This window comes from candidate division KSB1 bacterium (genome assembly GCA_034505495.1).
Classification (GTDB): Bacteria; Zhuqueibacterota; Zhuqueibacteria; order Residuimicrobiales; family Krinioviventaceae; genus Fontimicrobium_A.
This window is the reverse complement of record JAPDQV010000026.1, coordinates 1-20,504: the sequence shown is the minus strand read 5'-3', so window position 1 is coordinate 20,504 and position 20,504 is coordinate 1. Positions and strand designations below refer to the sequence as shown.

The window sequence follows — 20,504 nt, the reverse complement described above, 5'->3', positions numbered from 1 at the left end:
ACTATTTTTAGTGACAAATTGAATGGGAGGATAACGTGCACTTTTTGGATGAAGAACATATTCTTTTGTTCCTCCTGCAGCTGCTCATTCTAATGGGTTTCGCGCGCGGTTTGGGTGAACTGTTCCGCAAATGGAAACAGCCGGCTTTAACAGCAGAGATTCTGGTAGGTGTCATGCTCGGCCCGACTTTATTGGGACGTTTTTTGCCTGAATTTCAGCAAATGCTTTTTCCGCCGGACGCCATTCAGCAGAGCATGTTGGAGGCTGTGGCCTGGCTCGGCGTGCTCTTTTTGCTGCTCGAAACCGGCATCGAGATCGACTTTTCCATCGCTTGGCGGCAGCGCGGTAGCGCCTTTATCATCGCCTTGGTTGATATCGTCGTGCCTATGATTGTAGCCTTTGCCGCAGTAATTTTTCTTCCGGATCGCTATATGGTTGCTCCGGATCATCGCATTCTCTTTTCGCTGTTTATGGCCGTAGTCATGACCATTAGTGCCATGCCGGTGGCGGCGCGCGTTCTGCATGACCTTGGCCTTTTAAAAGCGGAGATAGGCTTTTTGGTTATGTCGGCGCTGGCGGTCAACGACATCATCGGCTGGGTGCTGTTTACCATTATTTTGGGTGTGTTTACCTCAACCTCACTGTCGATTACGCCGGTATTGGCGGTGTTTTTAGGTACAATCGGGTTTGCGGCGGCCGCCCTCACCATCGGTCGACGATTCTCGATCAAATTGTTCGATGCGCTCCAAGTCAGTCAGTTTCCCGAACCCGCGACTTCGCTGACCATCACAGTAATGCTCGGTTTGCTGTTCGGCGTTTTGACGCAGAAATTGGGCATCCATGCGTTGTTCGGCTTTTTCATTGCCGGCGTGGTTGTGGGCGAGGCCAAAAGCCTCTCCGAACAGACGCGCGGCATCATCTCGCAAATGGTTCATGCCTTGTTTGTGCCGCTCTTTTTCGCCAACATTGGACTTAAAATCGATTTTGCTGCGAATTTTGATCTTCCGCTGGTGTTGCTGATGTGCATAGTCGGCATCGTCGGGCGATACCTGGGCGCTTGGCTGGGCGTTACATTGACGCCCGTGCCGCGCGTAAACCGCCATTTGATCGCCATCGCTCACACACCCGGCGGCATGATGGAGATTGTGGTGGCTCTGCTGGCCTTGGAGGCTGGGCTGATCACCCAACAGGTGTTCATCGCTATTGTCATCAGCGCCGTTTTTTCGTCTGTAACTTTGGGACCATGGATGGCGAGCGCGCTCTCGCGCCGTGCTGCCGTATCGCCCGCGCAATTTTTGGTGCCGGAGGCCGTCATCGCCAACCTGCACGCAACAACACGTTCGGCTGCGCTGGAGCAGATGGCCTCAGCCTTGAGCCCTCAATGCGGCGCTGCAATGCAGAAGTGTATTATCCAAACCGCTATGGCGCGCGAATGGGAATACGGCACGGCCATCGGAAACGGCGTAGCCGTACCGCATGTGCGCATCGACGGGCTTAGGAATCCATTGCTGGCGTTTGGGCGCTCGCCGGACGGCATCGACTGGGATACCCCTGACGGCATCCCCGTCCGCTATGTTTTTTTGTTGGTAACACCAACCGCAACAGCCGACCTGCACGTGCAAATCCTCGGCGCCATTGCCCGCGCCATGAGTTCGGCAGAAAATCGGCGCAAAATAGCCGAGGCGCGCAATGCTAAAGAGCTATTCAATGTTTTGACAGATATGTTTGCGGGCAAAAACAGAGCCCGATAAATATGCAATATTTCTATCCATGAGACGGCAAGCGTTAGGTTTGATGCTCGCGACAATATTTTCTTAGTCCGTATCTTTTTCTGCCGAATCGAGGATTGGTGAGATATTCGTTGCTCTTGATCTACCCCTTATTCGGCTGCTTTTCGATGAATGTATTCACACACCGGAAAGTCATCAATCGCCTGCTGATTTTCTAATTGTACTTAGAGTAGCAGAGTCGCGGCATGGCCGGAACACTTGTCATTTGAACGCCATGCGTCTTTTCGAGGGATATAAATCAGGACATGGATTTTCTCGGGTATTGCGGTTATCCCAGTGACAAAACGAAAAAAGTCACAAGATCGTCATCATCGCTGTGATGCTTTTAATGCTCTTAAACGGCAAAATCCATAAGCCCGAGATAATGCACTCGACTTTTGCAACACCGCACGTGATATGTTATAATTTCTTCGGTAGACCGGTAACCGCGAAGCCGATACGAACCCACAGCGGCGGATTTGGAAAGATGATGCGTATAGGAATTGAAAATCATGAAAAGCTTGTCTGCAATCTTTAAGCTTTTATGGATATCGCAAACGACATACGTCGACCATGCGTCACCTTGTGTAAAAAATTGTTCTCATTATTGAAGCCTTCCCCTTTCGTCTCTTTATTTCTTCGACTACTGCTAAAAATTTTGTATTTTTAACTAGATTACTCACATATTCAAGCTAAGCTCTTACCCTCATTTGCAATAAAAATTGTCGGACAAATTTAAAGCGTCATTATATATGGAGAGTGAAACATGTCGGATGAAAAACAGGAAAAAAAAGGAGGGTCCATCGATCGTCGCGATTTCCTGCAGGGGATGGCGACGGTTCCGGTTCTGGGACTTTTCGGCTATGCTCTCGCTCAGGAACGGCGTCATATCAAAAAGCTGAAAGCAGCCAAAGCAGGAAAGGAAGAGGACAAGAACGTCGCTGAATTGAACGTGGCGCTGCTGGGTGCAGGTGCGCAGGGGACGGTCTTGTTGAACGCCATGCTGCAGCTTCCCGGCCTGCGGTTTCGTGCCGTATGTGACATCTGGACCGAATACAATCAGCGCCGTGCGCTGAATCTGTTAAAGAAGTACGGTCATGAAGCCAACGGCTATGAAGACTATCGCGAAATGCTGGACAAAGAAAAGAACCTCGATGCGGTAGTGATTGCCACGCCCGATTTTTGGCACAGCCGTCAAACCGTCGACTGTTTGGAAGCCGGGCTGCACGTCTATTGTGAGAAAGAAATGTCCAACACCCTCGAAGGCGCTCAAGCCATGGTGTTGGCGGCGCGTCGCACGGGCAAACTGCTCCAGATCGGCCATCAGCGCCGCAGCCATCCGCGTTACATTCACAGTTATGAAAAAATCATCAAAGAGGCGGGGTTGCTGGGCCGTATCGTGACCGTCAACGGGCAGTGGAACCGCTCGGTGCAGGCCGATTTGGGCTGGCCGGCCAAATATGCCATTCCCGAGGCGACGCTGAAAAAGTACGGCTTTAAAGACATGCACCAGTTCTGCAACTGGCGATGGTACAAAGGATTGGGCGGCGGCCCGATCGTGGATTTGGGCTCGCATCAGATCGACATCTACAACTGGTTCCTTGAAGCCCACCCCAAGGCAGTGATCGCCAGCGGCGGCACCGATTACTATTCACCGGCGACGCACGAGTGGTACGACACAGTTATGTGCATTTTCGAATATGAAACGGCCAAGGGGCGAGCCCGCGCCTACTATCAAACGCAAACCACCAACGGCAGCAACGGCTACTATGAGATGTTCATGGGCGATGAAGGGACGCTGGTCATTTCCGAATCCGATGCGGGCGGCAAGGGCGGCTTGGTCTATCGCCAGCCGAATGCGCCGACATGGGATGAGTGGATTCAGAAGGGTTATGTCAGCGCTCCGCGTCAAATCGAACGGGCAGCCGGACCGGCCCTGACCGACGTGCGCGAAAGCGCTTCGCCCGACGAGCACACCATTCCGATCGAGTTCAACGATCCCTATCACAAGCCGCATTTGCGCAACTTTTTCAATTCGATTCGCGGCTTGGAAAAGCTGAACTGTCCGGCGGAGGTCGGCTACGAAACCGCCGTCTGCACCCTCAAGGTCAACGAAGCCATCGAGGCCGGTCGGCGCTTAGAGTTCGATCCGCGCGAATTCCAGATTTAATCACGTCGGCTTTAAAATGAGGAAAGGAAAGTCCATGTCGGAAGATAAATTTACCTCTCTGCAAAAGGTCGCGCTGGTAATACTGCGCGTCCTGATCGGCTGGCATTTTCTGTACGAAGGCGTCGCCAAACTGCTGAAAGGCAACTGGTCGGCGGCAGGATATCTGAGTCAGTCCCGCGGCTTTCTTGCGCCCTTTTTCCACTGGATCGTCGATACCCCTACGGTGCTTGCGGTGGTCAATCAGATGAATATTTGGGGATTGATTGCCATCGGCCTGGGATTGATCGTCGGCTGTCTGACCCGCTGGGCTGCTTATGCCGGCATGCTGCTGATCGCCCTCTATTATCTCGCCAATCCGCCTTTCGTCGGTTTTTACTATTCCATACCCATGGAAGGCAATTATCTGATCGTCAACAAAAATTTGGTGGAAATGGCGGCGCTTTTTGTGATAGCCATTACACCGAACGGCCGCTGGGCGGGCTTGGATTATCTGCTGCACAAGTGGTTCTGCCGAAATAAATAAATCCCCTAGGCCGCCGAAACCTTTTCGGCGGCCTTTTTTGTTTTGAACGGCGCCCTTTCGTTTTGCATTTCTGCAGAAAAATTGCTAAACTGCAAAAAAAGAAAGGACGAACCGCCTGCATGGAGTTGACGGCAACTGTTTCATCCAACTCGCTGCTCCGCAACCGCAATCTGCAAGTGATTTTTCTCGTCACTCTCATGGCCGTATTAGGCGTTTCTTCACTGACACCGGTTCTACCCAAGATTGCCGCTGAACTCCATGTTCCATTATCTTCCATCGGACTGCTGATCACAATGTTCACTCTTCCGGGCACGGTTTTGACGCCCATTTGGGGAGTCGCCGCCGATCGACTCGGCCGGAAAAGCGTCCTGATCCCGGCACTGGTTCTATTCGGTCTTGCCGGTGCTGCATGCTTTTGGGCGAGAACGTTTCGATCGCTTTTATATTTGCGATTTTTTCAAGGCATCGGCGCCGCCGCTCTGGGGGCTTTAAATGTAACGATCATCGGCGATCTGTTTTCGGGGCGGGAACGCATCGCCGCCATGGGCTATAACGCAAGCGTGCTGAGCATCGCTACAGCCGCCTATCCTTTTCTCGGAGGCTTACTCAGCAGTTTTGCCTGGCGGCTGCCTTTGCTGCTGCCGCTGCTCGCTCTGCCGATAGCCCTCGCGGCAGCTTTCCGCCTCGAAAGCCCAAAGCAAGTATCCTCGGACAATTTTTCGGCTTATCTTCATGGTGCCGTCAAAGGAATAGCAAACAGGCAGGCGCTTTTTTACTTTTTCTGCGCACTGTTTGTTTTTATTCTTTTATACGGCCCTTATTTGACGTTTCTGCCGATTCTTTTATCCCAAAGGTTTCAGGCTGAGCCGTTCAAGATTGGTCTGCTTTTTTCCGGGATGTCGATCTCGAATGCGATTACCTCTTCACAGACCGGCAGGCTGGCTGCTCGTTTCACCGAAAAAAAGTTGCTCACATTCTCTTTTCTTTTTTACGCTGCAGCCTTGTTCATCATCCCTTTTTTGCCCAGTTTCAAATGGATCATTCTCCCGATTGTCGTATACGGAATTGCCCAGGGTTTGGGCCTGCCGTCCCTGCAGACGCTGTTGACTGCAGCGGCACCGTTTGAGTACCGCGCGGCCTTTATGTCGCTTTATGGAACGGTGCTGCGCATCGGCCAGACGCTGGGGCCTGTCCTGGCCGGATTGTCCTATTCAGCCGGCGGAATACGCATGCCTTTTTGGTGCGGGGCCGTCTGTGCTGCAGCTGTCTTTATTGTTCTCGTATTGTCAAAAAAGCCTAAAATCCCTTTGTGGCGAAAAACCGGATAAGCATAGGCAGGGCAGTACGGCAAGGCTGTCGAAAAAAATGTCACATTAATAGGAAGGACATAAATTATGAGGAAAATTTTTTTAGCTGTTTTCTGTTTTGCTCTCTTCGCCGGATGCTCGGCTGCCAAAGCACCTAAAAACGTTATCCTCATCATCGGCGACGGTATGGGCTTTAATCAAATGGAGGCGGCGAGCTGCTGGATCTATGGTCAAGAGGGATCCCTGATTGCGCAAAAGTTTCCGATCAAAGCTGCGGTGGCAACCTTTTCCGCTTCTGGTCACGGCTATGATCCGCAAAAGGCCGCAACGGATTTCGAATATCTCAAACTCAAACCGACGGATTCGGCGGCTGCAGCGACGGCCATGGCATGCGGGGTCAAGACGCGCAACGGCGCCATTGGCGTAGATACCCTAGGCCGGCCGCTGCCGAATCTGTTCGAGCAGGCGGAAAAGGCCGGTAAATCCACCGGTGTGGTGACCAGCGTGCCGTTCAGCCACGCAACCCCTGCCGGCTTTATTGCCCACGACACCAGTCGAGGTAACTACCATGTGATTGCCGAGCAGATGCTGCTGCAGAGCGCGGCCGAGGTTGTAGTCGGCGGCGGACACCCGTTTTTCAATTTCGACGGCGAGCCGCGCGCGGTACCCAAGTTCGAGTATGTCGATGAAAAGGTCTGGCAGCGCGTGACCAAAGACGGAGTCGGAGCCGACGCCGACGGCGACGGTGTGCCGGATCCTTGGACCTTTGTCGACAGCCGCGAAGGCTTTCAACAGGTGCTTGCGGCGCCGCCTAAGCGACTGTTCGGAGTGGCACCGGTTGCTTCTACGCTGCAGTTTAGTCGGCGCGGCGGTGAGAATCAGCGCGTACCCTTTGAGCCGCCGTTGACGGATAACATGCCCTCTTTGGCCGAGCTTTCTTCTGCCGCTTTAGCTGTGTTGGAAAAAAATCCCAAGGGCTTTTATGTGATGATCGAAGCTGGGGCCATCGATTGGGCCTGCCATGCCAATCATTCGGCGCGCCTCATCGAAGAAATGACGGATTTCGAAAACACCGTCAGGACGGTGGTGGAATGGGTGGAGAGTCGCAGCAGCTGGGACGAAACGTTGGTAATCGTAACCGCCGATCATGAGACCGGTTACTTGTGGGGCCCTAACGCCGGAAACCTCGAGGAGAACGGCCGCAGAAAAGCGTTCTATCCGCCGATCGTCAATCGCGGGCGCAATGTTTTGCCGGATATGCAATGGCACCTCGACAACCACAGCAACCAATTGGTTCCCCTTTATGCCAAAGGCAAAGGCGCGGAAAAGTTTGCAAAAGTCGTGCGCGGCCGGGATCCGATGCGTGGAACATACATCGACAACACCGACATAGCTGCCGTGCTGAGAACCTTTCTGTGACTCATTCGTAAGTAAACAGAAACGAACAAGAATTGATAGGGAGGCAGATTGTGAAGCGCGAAGGACAGGTGTCGATCAAGGAGAGAATCGGTTACGCCATGGGGGACGTGGCGTCGAATTTCTTCTTTCAAAGCTTTATGCTGTTCCTGATGTATTTCTATACCGATATTGTCGGAATATCGGCCGGCGTGGTCGGTACGATGATGTTGATCACGCGCATTTGGGACGCCGTCAACGATCCGATGATGGGCGCCATTGCCGATCGAACCAACACCCGTTGGGGGAAATTCAGACCCTATTTGCTCTGGTTCGCCGTACCGTTCGGCGTCGTCGGCGTGCTGACCTTTGCGACGCCGAATTGGAGCATGACCGGCAAAATCGTTTATGCCTACACGACTTATACGCTGATGATGATGATCTACACCGCCATCAACGTGCCTTATTCGGCCTTGATGGGGGTTCTGACGCCCAGCGCTTCGGAACGTACAGCCATTTCTTCTTATCGGTTTGTCGGCGCCTTTATCGGCGGGCTCGTGGTGCAGGCTACGGTGCCGAGTATCGTGGCGAAATATTACGCCGACAACGAGGCGCTCGGCTATCGCGTGGTCATGACCGGCGTTTCAGCGTTGGCGGTGATCCTCTTTCTCATCACCTTCTTGACCACCAAAGAGCGCGTCTCTCCGCCGAAAGAACAAAAATCGGCTTTGAAACAGGATTTGCGCGATCTAATTCGAAACAAGCCTTGGCTGCTGATTGCCGGTGCAACCGTCATGCAGCTCACTTTAAACGCCATGCGCAACGGCGCCATCATGTATTATTTCAAATATTTTGTCGGCAAGGATAATCTGATCCTCTTCGGCCGAGAAATCTCTTATTCGATGACCTCTGCCTTCATGATGTTCGGCACCGTTTTTACCATTATCGGCGCCATGCTGGCCAAACCGATTACCTCTGTCCTGCAAAAAGGCCGCGCCTACACCGTCTTGATGCTGCTCACCGCCGTCTTTGTCGGCAGCTTTTTCTTTTTCAAGCCGGAGCAGGTCGAGCTGATGTTTCTCTTTCAGCTGCTCGCTTCGCTGTGCATGGGACCAATGGCTGTGCTGCAATGGTCCATTTACACGGATACGGCCGATTACGGCGAGTGGAAATTCGGCCGCAGGGCAACGGGACTCATCATGGCAGCTTCGCTCTTTGCGCTCAAACTGGGTTTAGCTCTCGGCGGAGCTCTATTGGGTTGGATTCTGCAGGCGTTCGGATTTGTACCCAACGTTGCTCAAACGGTTACCTCTTTAGTCGGCATTCGCGCCGTAATGAGCCTCTTTCCGGCGCTGGCCGCTGTTCTTGGAGCCGCCTTTATGTTTGCGTATCCATTGACGCAGTCCAAGCTGGAAGAGATCGAAGCCGAGTTATCCGCCAGACGGCAACGCGAATAGGGTTATCGGCTGTTTTTCTGCAGCCGTTCGTTGCGGTGATAGAGAAGAATGTCGATTAACACCATGAAACCGTTGAGAGAATAGAGGGCAATGACGGCATCGAGGCTGTAAAGCAGCTTGTGGATTACGCCGCTGGCGTAACCGACGAGAACCGCATACAAAAAGATGACGCTCTTGCCCTCATTCCGGCGGGCGGTATACGTTTTATAGATCGAAAACGGCCAGGCCAAGCCGAAGCAGAGAAGCATGATGATTTCGAAAATGCTCATAGGCTCCCTTAGATGGTATTCCTAAAGCTAAGGAGCATTTATATCATTATAAAGGAAAAAAATTTAGAGGATCAATAAAAAGCGAACGATCTCTCGAGCCCGCTCGAAAAAAGTGCTTTATTAAAAATTTTCGAGATGTTATATTTATTTCAGGTGATGGAGTTCACCTTAATCGCATTATGCTGATGACTCCTGATTTTTATGTTCGATAAGAATCAGGAGTTTTTTTTTGTATATGAGGTAAATCCAAGATGAATACAGAGCGAATTGCCCAATTTCAAGAGCAGAAACAGGCGCTTGCCGAGGCAGCCGCTTCCTTGCGCAACCTCATTCCCGGCGAGACTTTTGCGCAGACATTTAACGAAATCTTGCAAAACATAGCCGAAGAACGATTGCAGCTGGTCGTTTTGGGTCAATTCAAGCGCGGCAAAACGACGCTGATCAATGCGCTGTTCGGTCGCGCCGTACTACCCGCTGACGTAATACCCGTCACCGCTGTGATTACGGAAATCCGCTACAGCAGCTCGCTTGAAGCCCATGTTGAGTTTCTAAACGGCGGTTCGCAAAAAGTCGAAATCGAGGACTTGGCCGAATACATTACTGAAAGCGATAATCCGAATAACGTCAAGGGAGTGGCAAAGGTGGCGGTGGGTATTCCGGCGGATATTCTTAAAAATGGGGTTGTCATTGTCGATACTCCCGGCATCGGCTCTGTGCATGCTCATAACACGCGACTGACGGTTGAATACCTTCTCCACGCTGATGCGGCCGTTTTTGTTTTTTCCGCCGATCCGCCGCTGACTGAGCTGGAGCAGGATTTTCTCAAGATGGTCATTCCGGTTGTGCCGCAAATCATTTTTGTGCTTAGCAAAAGCGATTACCTGGACCCTGAGGGGTTGAAAAAAGTCGTGGCGTTTAATCAAGCTGTGCTGTGCCGACTCTTGGGAAAGGATGATATCGAGATCTCGCCGCTCTCTGCTTTGTGCGGCCTGCAGGCGAAGCAGATGAACGACCCGGAAAAGCTGAAGCAGAGCGGTCTGGAGGCTTTTGAGCGCAAGGTCAACGAATTGCTTTTGCAGAATCGCGGCCGTTATATTATCCTTGCCAATGCAGACCGAATACTACGCGTTTGCGATGAATGGAAAAATCTGCTGGCTATCGATCAAAAAGCGCGCACCGTGTCTCTGGAAGAACTGAACGCGACCTTGACTAAATTTTCTCAATACATGGAGCGAATCAAAAAGAACTCTGTGCGGCTGAGTTACCTTTTGGAAGAAATCAAGCAAAGGCTTTTGAATGATTATGACGAGCAGACGCACGCTTTTATTCGCGCTTCCGCACCGAAACTCCAACAAAAGATCGAAAGCATTCTAATATCGAACCGAACGGTGCCTCGAAGGCGGCTTTTTTCTGAAATCAAATCGTTACTGATTGAGGCGGTCATCGATGAATTCGAACCCTATCGTGTAAGGATCGAAAAAACGATAAAAGAAAAATTCAATGAAGAGATCGCCTACCTAAACCAAGAAGTCAGCCAAATCATTAACGACATCTATAATTATTCGGCAGAGCTATTCCAGATTTCCCGCATCATCCAAATGCGGCAGGATGCCTGGCAATACGTCAGCCGCTTTTATTATCAAACCTGGGAAGTGGAAGGTTCGCTGGAGCCGTTCATCAATGCCTATCTGATGATTCTGCCGCGTCCCATGTTCGAGTCGATCGTCAAAAAAAAGATGAAAAAAGTATTGCTGCGCAAATTGGATCAACAGTGGGGACGGTTCCGGTCCGACCTTTTCTACGGCCTGAGTGAAAACAACCGTCGGTTCCTTTATGAGTTCGAGCAGATCCTCGAGCGAACGGCGCAGGAAATTTCCCACTTGATCAAGAAACATATTGAGTTGAAGACAAAGGATGAATTCTACCTTCGGGAAACGCTTCGCGAGCAGGAGCAGCAGATCGAAGCGGTCGAAGCAATTTTGCAAAAAGTGCAGGCAATTCGCGAATATTGGAATCAGCCGTCATGAGCCTTGCCGATTCTGCTTTGTTCAATGAAGCACAAAAGACATCGTTGACAGTGACCCTGCGCATGCTGGAGGAAGAAATTCTGCTCTTGAAGAGGCTTCTCCAGGGAGGCCGGCCGCAATCTATTATGTTTCGGTATGAAGACGATATCGAGCCGCAAAAGCGGCAGGTCATCCTGGAAAGACTCGAGGAAGTGTTAAAGACGATCCGCGAAATGCAGGATAAATTTGAATTGCCGGTTAAAATAACTAAGCAGAGTTGTTTGATCGAGGCTTTTTTGGGAAGCTTTTGGGCCTTATTATATGAAGAAAAGGCGGCTCAATTGAATCGATACGGGCCTGTGAACCCGTTGTTGTATAAAGAGTTGGACCCATTCATCGATCGTCTTCTCTTCGACTTGAAGCAGATCGAAAAATTAAAGAACAGGTAAGCCGTGCATTTTGTCGGCAGGAAAAAAGAACTCGATTTTATCGGTCGTTGTTTGGAAGAGGGTCAAAATATCCTGATTCAGGGCAAGTTCGGGATGGGGCGCACAGCTTTGGTCAGGCGCGCGGCGGAACTGTATTGCAGTCGATACGCCTTTTGGTTTGCCGACTTTGGCTTGGCTCCGGAAAAAATGTGCCGAAGACTTTACAAGCAGATTATAAACGGAGTCAATGAGGTCTCGCTTCCCTATAAATCAATTAGAAGACTGCTCGTCCGGGCTGCTGCAGACTCTCCGAATAAAGTCGTTTTAATTCTGGATAATATCAACTCGCTCTCTTTAGCTAAAAACGAACTCTGTCGTTACTTTGCTTTGAGTAATGCTTTCTTGTTCATCGGTATCGTCGAATCTTCGCTCGACCCCGATTCTCTTTTGCGGCTGCGGGCCACGCTGCGGCTTTCCCGCAAGCTTTGTCTTGATCGTCTTTCCGCAACAGAAGCAGAGAGCTTTTTCCGCTTTTATGCGGAAAAGAGGCAATTGGGTTGGAGCGAACTACAAATTGCTGACTGTTGCAGAAGGACACGCGGTTATCCTTTGCGCATGGCGATGGAGATTAAAAGAGTGGCAGGCAGTGCTTTAAAGAACCGCACTTTCAGCAGGTAAAACACCCGATTTTGAATTATTTTTTTTGAGCAATAACAAAAATGGAACTACCGATCGGCAGGTTGAACCCTTTCTTGATCAAAGTATTTTCCAGACGATTTACGCCCAGCAGAATCCGGTTGATCCACGGCGATAGAGGTTTTAGATCGGATGAGATGTTTTTAGGTTTAAACAGCGTTTCGTACGCTTTGATCAGACATAATGCCAAAAATAGAAATGGAAGCCGGTAGGTCACCCTTTGTACTGCAAAGCCGCTCTTTTCCAATTTCGATCGAATGGATTTGGCAGTATAGCGTCGTTTTGTATGAACGATGTTATCATGCGCTCGCCTAAGAAAGTTAAAAGCCGCCACGTTCAATAATAATAGCCCCCTTTTTTTCAACGCGATATAAAATTTATTGAGAACGAGCTCATCATCTTCCAAAGTGTATAGTACATCCATGCTGGTAATTATGTCAAAGGATTCCGGGCTGGGGTCCCATTCATGCAGATCCTTCTGTTGGACATTCGGCAAGCCCCTGCTGCGTGCCAGACGGACCGCTTCATCGGAAATGTCCATCCCTTCGACGGTACCATAGTCTGACATAAGCTGCATCAATCTGCCGGTTCCACAGCCGGCATCCAGAATCCTGACTGAAGAGCGAGAATAGGCCTTGACAAAGTAAAGAACGAGCTCATGTAATGCTTTGTACCACCAATAGTTGTCTTCTTTTTGGAAAATATTATCATACTCGCTTTTTTCCATCCTGTTGCTCCATAACTAAACGGGTAGCAGACTATTTGCCTTATTGATTGCTGCCAATTGCTCTTATGCCTCGGATTTATTTCAAATATCCTTTTTCCTAAGCGAACTTTTTATTTGATCCTGTTTTGGAACCGCCAAACGGCGATGCTGAAAATAACCTCCCCGAACGCCGCTAATGCCAGACCCTGCGGATAGAGATATTTTAATCCCGAGCCCTTGATGAGCAGCTCGCGAATGACGATGACGAAATAGCGCATCGGATTCAGATAGGTCAACAGCTGCGCGGCTCGCGGCATGTTGTCGATGGGAAAGTTGAGGCCGGACATTAAGAATACGAAAATCATGATGAACCAGGAGAGGAACATCGCCTGCTGCTGCGTGTGAGCGGTTGCCGAGACGAACAGGCCGAGACCCAGCGTCGTGAACAGATAGATTACCGCAAAAAGGAGCAGGATCAGCAAATTGCCGACAATCGGAATGTTGTACCAAAGCTTGGCGAACGAGAGCCCCAGCGCCAGTTCAAAGATGCCGATAACTGCGAACGGCACGATCTTGCCGATAATCAACTCGTGTTTTTTAATCGGCGCCACCAAGAGCTGTTCCATGGTGCCGATCTCGCGCTCGCGTACCAACCCCATGGAGCTGAGCAATGCCGTGACGATCGTCAGCAAAAACACGACGAGACCGGGAATCATATAGTCGCTGTTCTTGGCGTTCGGGTTGTACCAGAGGCGGATGTTGGGGCGAACAAAGCGTACCGGCGAAGAGACGGACTGCTGCAGGGTCTCCATTTGTTGCTGAAGAAAATCCTCCAGTACGCCGTTGAGATAACCCAAAGCTATTTGGGCCGTGTTGACCTCCTGGCCGTCCATAATCACCTGGAGAGTCGTCTGTTCACCTCTCACGGTTTGACGGGCGAAATTTTGCGGGAAAATAACGGCCATGGATACTCGCCCGGCATCCAAGAGCGCCTGCAATTGAGTCGGACTGTCGACGAAGGCCTTGACGTCAAAGTAATTCGAGTGTATGATTTTTTGTACAAGACTGCGGCTGAGCGGAGAACGATCCAGATCGCAGATGGCCGTAGAAATGTTTTTGACCTCAGAAGAGACAACATAACCCAGCAACAGAAGCTGGATGATCGGCAGAGCGATCAGTATCACCCGCATCGCCGGATCGCGGCGAATCTGCAGAAATTCCTTTTTGATGATAAAACGAATTCTCTGCATGCCGTCGCCTTAGAAATGCATTTTAAAGGTTTTGATGCTGATTCCCATCAGAACAAAGCTGAATAAGGTCAGAAAAAGTGTCGGTTCCAGCAGTTGACTCAAACCTGCGCCTTTGAGAATAATGCCGCGATCAATGAGGAGGAAATATTTTGCCGGAACCACGACCGAGATCAGCCGCAGCAACTTTGGTAATGAGGCGATGGGGTAGAGAAATCCCGACAGCAGCAGCGAGGGCAGCAGCGTCGACAGCAGGGCGATCATCATGGCCGCCTGTTGCGTTTTGGCGCGCGTCGAAATCATCAGGCCGATGCTGAGCGAGGCCACGATGAAAATAATCGACAGCGCCAAAAACAGCAGCGAGCTGCCGCGAAACGGCACACGAAAGACCAGTCGCGCAAACAATAGTATGCCCAGACCGTCGAGCAAAGCAAGAATCACGTAGGGCGACATTTTGCCGATAATGATCTCCCAGGGGTGTACTGGGGAGACAAAGATCTGCTCCATAGTGCCGGTTTCGCGTTCCCGCGCAATCGTCACCGAGGTCAACAGCGCGCAAATCATCATCATGATGACGGCAATTAAACCGGGAACGATAAAAAAGGTGCTTTTTAGATCGGGATTGTACCATACCCGCGGCTCGATGCGCACCGGCGGTCGAAACGTCGTTTCGTTGAGAGTCAAAGAATGCTGCAGCAGGCCGCTGCGCAGATAGTTTACCGCCACTACGGCAGTGGAAGCGTCCGCCGCGTCGATGACGGCCTGCACTTCGGCGCTGCCTTCGGCAAGGTCCTGCGCAAAAGAGCGGGGGATAATCAGAACGGCCCGCGCTCGGCGCTCGAGAAAAAGCGGCTCGATCTCCTCACGACTCTGCAGCCGCGCCACGGGTAAAAAATAGCGTGAAGCGGTGAGGCTTTCGCACAGCCGGCGCGATTCGGGCGAGCGGCTTTCATCCAGAATCGCCAAACGGATTTCTTTGACGTCGAAAGTAACAGCATAGCCGTAGATGATCACCATCAGCGTCGGCATTAAAAAAATGATCGCCAGGCTGCGCAGATCGCGGATGATGTGAATGAACTCTTTACGCATCAGTGCGATGATCCGCTGTTTCATGCCGCCGTTTCTCCAGCTTTGACCAGACTGATGAATACCTGCTCCACCGTCGACTTGCGATAGCGTCGTTTCAGCTCATTCGGTGAACCGAGGGCAATGATTTTTCCGGCATGCATAATCGACAAACGGTTGCAGTATTCCGCCTCGTCCATATAATGGGTGGTGACAAAGATCGTTACGCCGTCGGCCGCCAGGCTATAGATCAAGTCCCAGAATTGTCGCCTGGCGATGGGATCGACGCCGCTGGTCGGCTCGTCGAGAAACAAAACCTGCGGATGATGCATAATCGCGCAGCTGAGAGCCAGCCGCTGCTTCCAGCCTGCGGGCAGATCGCCCGTGAGTTTGTCGATAAAGCCGCTCAGCCCCATCATTTCGATCACCCGCTGTCGTTCGCGGCGAAAGGCCGTTCCGCGCAATCCGTAAATTCCGGCATAGAACTCTAAATTCTCGGCAACGGTCAGGTCCTCATAAAGCGAAAACTTTTGCGACATATAACCGATTATCTGTTTGACGGCATCGCTCTCGGTATAAATATCTTTGCCTGCTACGGCGGCGCGTCCGGAGGTGGGCAGAAGCAAACCGCAAAGCATGCGGATCGTGGTGGTTTTGCCGGCGCCGTTGGCACCGAGGAAGCCGAAAATTTCGCCGCGTTTTACGCTGAAGGAGATGTGATCGACCGCCGTGAAATCGCCGAAGCGGCGGCAAAGCTGTTCAACCACTATCGAATGCTCTTCAGCCATAAATCATTTGAGCCTTTCGACAAAAACGTCCTCGATGCTCGGCGGGATTTCCCGAATTGCGCGCAGCTGCAGGTTGCTTTTTGCTAGGGTATTGCGGACGCGTTCCTCTACCTCCATAAAGGGGGCATCGTCTGCGATGTGGAGACGGTCTCCGAACATCTGCACGGAAAAGAACGATCCAAAGCGGCTAAGGGCTTGTGCAGCTGCAAAGGCGGGCTCCGCAATCACCTCATACAGATGTCGGAGCGCCATTTTAGGGATTTCATTCGGAGCCTCTTCCACCAAAAGTCTGCCGTTATGTACGATGCCGATCCGGTCGCAGCGCGCCGCCTCATCCATGTAGGGCGTTGTGATGAGGAGCGTTACGCCTTCGTCGCGGAGGGTGTGCAGGATGTCCCAAAATTCGCGGCGCGACACCGGGTCAACTCCCGTAGTGGGCTCATCGAGCAAAAGCACCTGCGGCCGATGGATGAGCGTGCAGGCCAGCGCCAGCTTTTGCTTCATGCCGCCGGAAAGAGCGGCCGCTTTGCGTTTGACAAAGGGGGAGAGCCGACTGAATTGCAGCAGTTTTTCCGTTTGTTCCAAACGCTCTTGGCGCGGTACTCCGAACAGATCGGCAAAGAAGCGAAGGTTTTCCGCTACCGTCAGGTCGGGATAGAGCGAAAAACGTTGCGGCATATAGCCGAGCAGGCGGCGCACCTGCCGCGTCTCCCTGACGGCATCGTAACCGGCCACTCGGCACTCGCCGGAATCCGGCTGCAGCAGGCCGCAGAGGATGCGCAGTGTTGTGGTCTTGCCTGCTCCATCCGGACCGATGAGGCCGTAGAGGGTACCCTTGGAGACGCTGAAGCTCAAGTCGTTTAAGGCCTGCGTTTCGCCGAAGCGTTTTTCCAGGCCGCGGACCTCTATTTCAGCAGCCGAACCACTTTCTCTGTTCATGGAATCGCTTAGCGGTTATTCGATCGTGACGTCAACCGGCATTCCGATCTTAAGACGCCCATTGGGATTTTCCATCTCTACCTTAACGGCGTAGGTTAAATCTGCCCGCGCCTCTTTGGTCTGCACGGTTTTGGGGGTAAATTCCGCCCGTTCGGAAATCCAGGCGACACGGCCGATTACCGGCTGGTTCAAGGAACTAATGTGAATCTTTGCCTGAGCGCCAAGGGATATCCGATAAAGATCGGCTTCTTTGACGTAGATTTTGACCCACAGGCGGCTGAGATCGGCTATTTCCGCAACCGGCCCCAGCGGCCTCAGCAGTTCGCCCTCCTCGGCGTAGACCTGTAGGACGACGCCGTCGATGGGCGATGTCAGCTCTGTGTCTCGGATGCGGCTGTCCAAGAGATCGATCTGCGCCTGCAGCTGCTCCGCCTTGGCCTTCAGGGACTGCAGAGCAGTGCGGGCATTTTCCGCCTGGATTTGCGCCGCTTTGAGAGCTGCGTCTGCTTCATCGAACTGCTGCTGGGTGGCGCCGTTTTCCGCTAAAAGCGCAGTAATACGGTCGTGCTTTTTCTTGACCAGCTCAAGGTTGTCCGTTGCCAGGCGCACGCCGCGTTCGGCGGTTGCCAGGTTCAGCTGCAGTTCCCGCAGCGCGGCTTCGGTTTGACGCCTCTGCAGAAGCAGCTTTTCGGCATCGAGACGGGCAATGAGCTGACCCTTGCGAACCGATTCGCCTTCTTTTACATTCAACGCAACTACCCGGCCGCCTTCCTGGGCGCTGACCAAAACTTGATGAGCTTCCAGCGTTCCGGAACCGACTACCTTTTCGTCATTGGGCCGCGAACATGATGACGCAAGTGCGAACAACAAAAAGAAAACAATCTCTATTTTTCTTATCCGTAGCTTTTGCATAGAGTCCTCTGCATAACGTCTAATTGCCCATCAAGGGTCTTCCCAAGGTATATCGAAGCCGGTAAGCCGCTGCCGCTTCTTCGATTTCAGCTTGGGCATGACGAAGCTGCGCCCGTTCCCACTGCGAGAGAGCATCTAATACTTCCACATGGAGAACCTGCCCCTGCCTATACCCGCTTTCGGCTACGCGGCGGCTTTCTTCGGCCTGCTGCAGAAGCGTGCTCGTCAAATCGAGCGACCGACGCGCCTCTTCGAGCCGCAAGACCGCCTCAGTGACTTCCAGAGTAATTTTTTGACGGAGTAATCGCAGTTGCTCATCGATCTCTCGGCGGTGAATGACGGCTTCCTGAACCTGGGCGTTCTTTTTACCCCCATGCCAGAGATTCCATTCCAGGGCTGCGCCGAGGAGCCAATAGTCCATCCATTCCCGCCGGATAAAGTCGAGGCCGGGTTTGCCGTAACCGTAGGAGGCAAAGGCTGCCAGCGACGGCCAGTACGCGCCGACGGCAATTTTGACGCCTATCTCGCACACGCCTTGGGCTATCTGCAGTTGCTTGATCTCCGGTCGGTTGTAAAGAGCTTCGTTCAGGCAGTCATCAAGGTTTGACGGCAGGTCGCCGCCGCTCGGCAAAGCCGCCAGCGAATCATCGAGCGAAAGGCCGGTTAGGGTCGCCAACGCGGTCCGTGCCAGCCTTAGACCGTTGTCAGCCTGCACTACTTTCAGGTCGGCCTCGGACAGCATGACTCGACTTTTCAGCTCCTCTTCCTTTTTGGCGAGCCCTTGTCTCAATAACTGCTCCACCCAACGATGGTGTTCCGCGAGGTGCTCGCGGCCGGCGCGGCTGATCTTGAGGGCCTTTTCGGCTTTAAGTGCTTGGGCATAGGCGGTAATGATCTGCAGAGCCAGTTCGTTTTCCGCTTTGCGGAGTTCCAGTTCCTTGATTTGCGAGTTCAATTCGGCTGCCTGGAGGCGTCTGCTCAAGCGGAATCCAGTGAAGAGCGGCCGGCTCAAGGTCAACCTTAGATCGTAGGTGTCGTAGGAACCTAGCGTGACGCCTCCTGCGGGCATGGGCAGGCCTGCGGGCAGTGAAAAAGAGGAAAATGACAAATGCGGCACGTCGCTTTGCCTGCGGTAGGACGCGCTCAAATCCAGGCTGGGCAGGCGGTCAGCCGCGGCTTCCTTGAGTTCCAATCGGCTTAAACGAACTTGCTCGCGCATCAGCGCAATGCTCGGATGAGTCGCCAAGCCGTTTTGGAGACAATCGGTCAACTGTGTTTGAGAAAAGAGTACCGTTATAGGGAGGAAGAAGATCCCTATCCGCAACCGACTACTCATAGGCTTTCTCCAAAAATTTCAGCAAATTTACGCGCCGCTGGGGAGAAATGCAATTCCTATTCGGCTGCAGCGGGCTCCTTGACGATTTTTTTACTTGACGAGTAAAAACAGACGGAACATCTCTTGCGGGCTGTTTGTTACACTGATCCATCTGACAGGAGAAGCAGAAGCTCAGTTTATATTTTATTTTCAAAAATAGCACGAGGCAGATGATGTGGATTCTACTTTTTGCATTTTTGTTAAATGGAGGCCTTATGGCTCAGCAGGAATACAATCCCCTCACGCCGGAGGAGGCGCGTGTTATTCTCTATAAAGGCACCGAGCCGCCCTTCAGCGGTTCGCTGCTGAACAATAAAGAAAAAGGCACTTATCTTTGCAAACGCTGCAATGCGCCGCTTTATCGCAGCGATGATAAATTTGACTCTCATTGCGGTTGGCCGAGCTTTGATGATGAAATAGCCGGTGCGGTGGAGCGCAAACCGGATGCCGATGGTCGTCGCACCGAAATTCTTTGCGCCAACTGCGGCGCTCATCTCGGTCACGTATTCGAAGGCGAAGGCTTTACGCCCAAGAACGTCCGCCATTGCGTCAATTCGATCTCGCTCAAGTTCATTAAAAGCGGAGAGCCGTTGCCGCCTGTTCTCGGTACAAAAACTGATCAGAACCGGAAGCTGCGGACGGCTGTTTTTGCCGGCGGCTGTTTTTGGGGCGTGGAATACCATTTCGAAAAAGCAAAAGGGGTGACGGCCGCGGTCTCGGGATATACCGGCGGTCATGTGAAAAATCCGACCTATCAGCAGGTCTGCAGCGGCACAACCGGCCATGTGGAGGCGGTTCGAGTCACGTATGATCCCGACCAAACCGATTACGAGACGCTGGCCAAGCTTTTTTTCGAGATTCACGATCCGACGCAGCTTGATCGCCAAGGTCCCGATATCGGCGAGCAGTATCGCTCGGTGATCTTTTATCAGACCGAGGAAGAAAAGAAAATCGCCGAAAAATTGGTCGGTATTTTAAAGCAAAAGGGGTATCGCGTCGTTACCCGCATCGAGCCGCTGGGCGACTTTTGGGAAGCGGAAGCGTATCATCAGGACTATTACGCTCGTAAGGGGACGCTGCCGTACTGCCACGTTTATACCAAACGCTTCTGAGCTGCATCGTTTGATTTGATTGCCACAGAGGCACGGAGGACACGGAGGTATTTTTTCCTAACTGATTGATTCTCATTCGAGCGTTATTTTCTCCGTGCTCTCTGTGTCTCCGTGGCCGAATTTATTTCCTGTTGCAGCCACGGAGGCACGGAGGACACGGAGGTTTTTTAATATTTTCCACTTGTTTTTAGGGATTGCTTGCTCAAAATAAAATATCTTTCATTCTCTCCGTGCTCTCTGTGCCTCTGTGGCCGAATTTATTTCCTGTTGCAGCCACGGAGGCACGGAGGACACGGAGGTTTTTTAATATTTCCCACTTGTTTTAAGAATTGCTTGTTCA

At 52.0% G+C, this 20,504-nt stretch carries 18 protein-coding genes and 1 riboswitch; of the genes, 10 read left to right on the top strand and 8 right to left on the bottom strand.

Annotated features, from left to right (window positions below):
* The first annotated feature begins 35 nt into the window (after positions 1-35).
* The 6 genes from ONB24_10595 (at position 36) to ONB24_10570 (ending at position 8,621) form a co-directional block, all read left to right on the top strand.
* Complete coding sequence (locus ONB24_10595; GenBank protein ID MDZ7316562.1) at positions 36-1,751, top strand: cation:proton antiporter; 1,716 nt, start codon at positions 36-38, stop codon at positions 1,749-1,751.
* A 784-nt stretch (positions 1,752-2,535) separates the two neighbouring features.
* Entirely contained in the window at positions 2,536-3,939 is a 1,404-nt protein-coding gene (locus ONB24_10590) for a Gfo/Idh/MocA family oxidoreductase (GenBank protein ID MDZ7316561.1), read from the top strand.
* 34 nt (positions 3,940-3,973) lie between these two features.
* Positions 3,974-4,462, top strand: coding sequence for a DoxX family protein (locus tag ONB24_10585; GenBank protein ID MDZ7316560.1), 489 nt, complete (start codon positions 3,974-3,976; stop codon positions 4,460-4,462).
* A gap of 119 nt (positions 4,463-4,581) precedes the next feature.
* Complete coding sequence (locus ONB24_10580; GenBank protein MDZ7316559.1) at positions 4,582-5,790, top strand: MFS transporter; 1,209 nt, start codon at positions 4,582-4,584, stop codon at positions 5,788-5,790.
* A gap of 66 nt (positions 5,791-5,856) precedes the next feature.
* The gene (locus ONB24_10575) at positions 5,857-7,188 is read left to right on the top strand and encodes an alkaline phosphatase (GenBank protein ID MDZ7316558.1); all 1,332 of its coding nucleotides are present in this window, start codon (positions 5,857-5,859) and stop codon (positions 7,186-7,188) included.
* 50 nt (positions 7,189-7,238) lie between these two features.
* A complete protein-coding gene (locus tag ONB24_10570; protein MDZ7316557.1) occupies positions 7,239-8,621 on the top strand; it encodes an MFS transporter in 1,383 nt (460 codons plus the stop codon).
* A 2-nt stretch (positions 8,622-8,623) separates the two neighbouring features.
* On the opposite strand, the gene ONB24_10565 is transcribed toward ONB24_10570, so the two are convergent.
* A complete protein-coding gene (locus ONB24_10565; GenBank protein ID MDZ7316556.1) occupies positions 8,624-8,890 on the bottom strand; it encodes a hypothetical protein in 267 nt (88 codons plus the stop codon).
* Between the two features lie 143 nt (positions 8,891-9,033).
* Positions 9,034-9,092: riboswitch (Fluoride riboswitch) on the top strand.
* A gap of 49 nt (positions 9,093-9,141) precedes the next feature.
* Here ONB24_10565 and ONB24_10560 point away from each other — a divergent pair.
* From ONB24_10560 to ONB24_10550, 3 genes are read left to right on the top strand one after another with little or no spacing between them, the layout of a single operon-like run.
* Positions 9,142-10,917 (top strand): dynamin family protein, encoded by a 1,776-nt coding sequence (locus ONB24_10560; GenBank protein MDZ7316555.1) that lies wholly within the window; start codon positions 9,142-9,144, stop codon positions 10,915-10,917.
* Entirely contained in the window at positions 10,914-11,345 is a 432-nt protein-coding gene (locus ONB24_10555) for a hypothetical protein (GenBank protein ID MDZ7316554.1), read from the top strand. Before ONB24_10560 ends, ONB24_10555 begins: the two co-directional genes overlap by 4 nt.
* A 3-nt stretch (positions 11,346-11,348) precedes the next feature.
* On the top strand, positions 11,349-12,002 hold the full coding sequence (locus tag ONB24_10550) for an ATP-binding protein (GenBank protein MDZ7316553.1): 654 nt from the start codon (positions 11,349-11,351) through the stop codon (positions 12,000-12,002).
* A gap of 16 nt (positions 12,003-12,018) precedes the next feature.
* Here ONB24_10550 and ONB24_10545 read toward each other — a convergent pair whose 3' ends face one another.
* From ONB24_10545 to ONB24_10515, 7 genes are all read right to left on the bottom strand, one after another.
* Complete coding sequence (locus tag ONB24_10545; protein MDZ7316552.1) at positions 12,019-12,747, bottom strand: class I SAM-dependent methyltransferase; 729 nt, start codon at positions 12,745-12,747, stop codon at positions 12,019-12,021.
* A 110-nt stretch (positions 12,748-12,857) separates the two neighbouring features.
* Positions 12,858-13,976, bottom strand: coding sequence for an ABC transporter permease (locus tag ONB24_10540; protein MDZ7316551.1), 1,119 nt, complete (start codon positions 13,974-13,976; stop codon positions 12,858-12,860).
* A 9-nt stretch (positions 13,977-13,985) separates the two neighbouring features.
* Positions 13,986-15,086, bottom strand: a complete 1,101-nt coding sequence (locus ONB24_10535; protein ID MDZ7316550.1) for an ABC transporter permease — start codon at positions 15,084-15,086, stop codon at positions 13,986-13,988.
* Entirely contained in the window at positions 15,083-15,826 is a 744-nt protein-coding gene (locus tag ONB24_10530) for an ABC transporter ATP-binding protein (protein ID MDZ7316549.1), read from the bottom strand. The genes ONB24_10535 and ONB24_10530 overlap by 4 nt, the downstream gene beginning before the upstream one ends.
* Positions 15,827-15,829: 3 nt before the next feature.
* Positions 15,830-16,765 (bottom strand): ABC transporter ATP-binding protein, encoded by a 936-nt coding sequence (locus ONB24_10525; protein ID MDZ7316548.1) that lies wholly within the window; start codon positions 16,763-16,765, stop codon positions 15,830-15,832.
* 15 nt (positions 16,766-16,780) lie between these two features.
* Positions 16,781-17,677, bottom strand: a complete 897-nt coding sequence (locus ONB24_10520; protein MDZ7316547.1) for an efflux RND transporter periplasmic adaptor subunit — start codon at positions 17,675-17,677, stop codon at positions 16,781-16,783.
* A 19-nt stretch (positions 17,678-17,696) separates the two neighbouring features.
* Positions 17,697-19,013 (bottom strand): TolC family protein, encoded by a 1,317-nt coding sequence (locus tag ONB24_10515; protein MDZ7316546.1) that lies wholly within the window; start codon positions 19,011-19,013, stop codon positions 17,697-17,699.
* Between the two features lie 254 nt (positions 19,014-19,267).
* On the opposite strand from ONB24_10515, the gene ONB24_10510 reads away from it, so the two are divergent.
* A complete protein-coding gene (locus tag ONB24_10510) occupies positions 19,268-20,164 on the top strand; it encodes a bifunctional methionine sulfoxide reductase B/A protein (protein ID MDZ7316545.1) in 897 nt (298 codons plus the stop codon).
* The last annotated feature ends 340 nt before the right edge of the window (positions 20,165-20,504 follow it).

Excerpts from the sequence above, each read along its gene's own strand:
- ONB24_10590 (MDZ7316561.1), top strand. The coding sequence starts at position 2,536 with ATGTCGGATGAAAAACAGGAAAAAAAAGGAGGGTCCATCGATCGTCGC.
- ONB24_10585 (MDZ7316560.1), top strand. The coding sequence starts at position 3,974 with ATGTCGGAAGATAAATTTACCTCTCTGCAAAAGGTCGCGCTGGTAATA.
- ONB24_10580 (MDZ7316559.1), top strand. The coding sequence starts at position 4,582 with ATGGAGTTGACGGCAACTGTTTCATCCAACTCGCTGCTCCGCAACCGC.
- ONB24_10575 (MDZ7316558.1), top strand. The coding sequence starts at position 5,857 with ATGAGGAAAATTTTTTTAGCTGTTTTCTGTTTTGCTCTCTTCGCCGGA.
- ONB24_10565 (MDZ7316556.1), bottom strand. The coding sequence starts at position 8,890 with ATGAGCATTTTCGAAATCATCATGCTTCTCTGCTTCGGCTTGGCCTGG.
- ONB24_10560 (MDZ7316555.1), top strand. The coding sequence starts at position 9,142 with ATGAATACAGAGCGAATTGCCCAATTTCAAGAGCAGAAACAGGCGCTT.
- ONB24_10555 (MDZ7316554.1), top strand. The coding sequence starts at position 10,914 with ATGAGCCTTGCCGATTCTGCTTTGTTCAATGAAGCACAAAAGACATCG.
- ONB24_10545 (MDZ7316552.1), bottom strand. The coding sequence starts at position 12,747 with ATGGAAAAAAGCGAGTATGATAATATTTTCCAAAAAGAAGACAACTAT.
- ONB24_10540 (MDZ7316551.1), bottom strand. The coding sequence starts at position 13,976 with ATGCAGAGAATTCGTTTTATCATCAAAAAGGAATTTCTGCAGATTCGC.
- ONB24_10535 (MDZ7316550.1), bottom strand. The coding sequence starts at position 15,086 with ATGAAACAGCGGATCATCGCACTGATGCGTAAAGAGTTCATTCACATC.
- ONB24_10530 (MDZ7316549.1), bottom strand. The coding sequence starts at position 15,826 with ATGGCTGAAGAGCATTCGATAGTGGTTGAACAGCTTTGCCGCCGCTTC.
- ONB24_10525 (MDZ7316548.1), bottom strand. The coding sequence starts at position 16,765 with ATGAACAGAGAAAGTGGTTCGGCTGCTGAAATAGAGGTCCGCGGCCTG.
- ONB24_10520 (MDZ7316547.1), bottom strand. The coding sequence starts at position 17,677 with ATGCAAAAGCTACGGATAAGAAAAATAGAGATTGTTTTCTTTTTGTTG.
- ONB24_10515 (MDZ7316546.1), bottom strand. The coding sequence starts at position 19,013 with ATGAGTAGTCGGTTGCGGATAGGGATCTTCTTCCTCCCTATAACGGTA.
- ONB24_10510 (MDZ7316545.1), top strand. The coding sequence starts at position 19,268 with ATGGCTCAGCAGGAATACAATCCCCTCACGCCGGAGGAGGCGCGTGTT.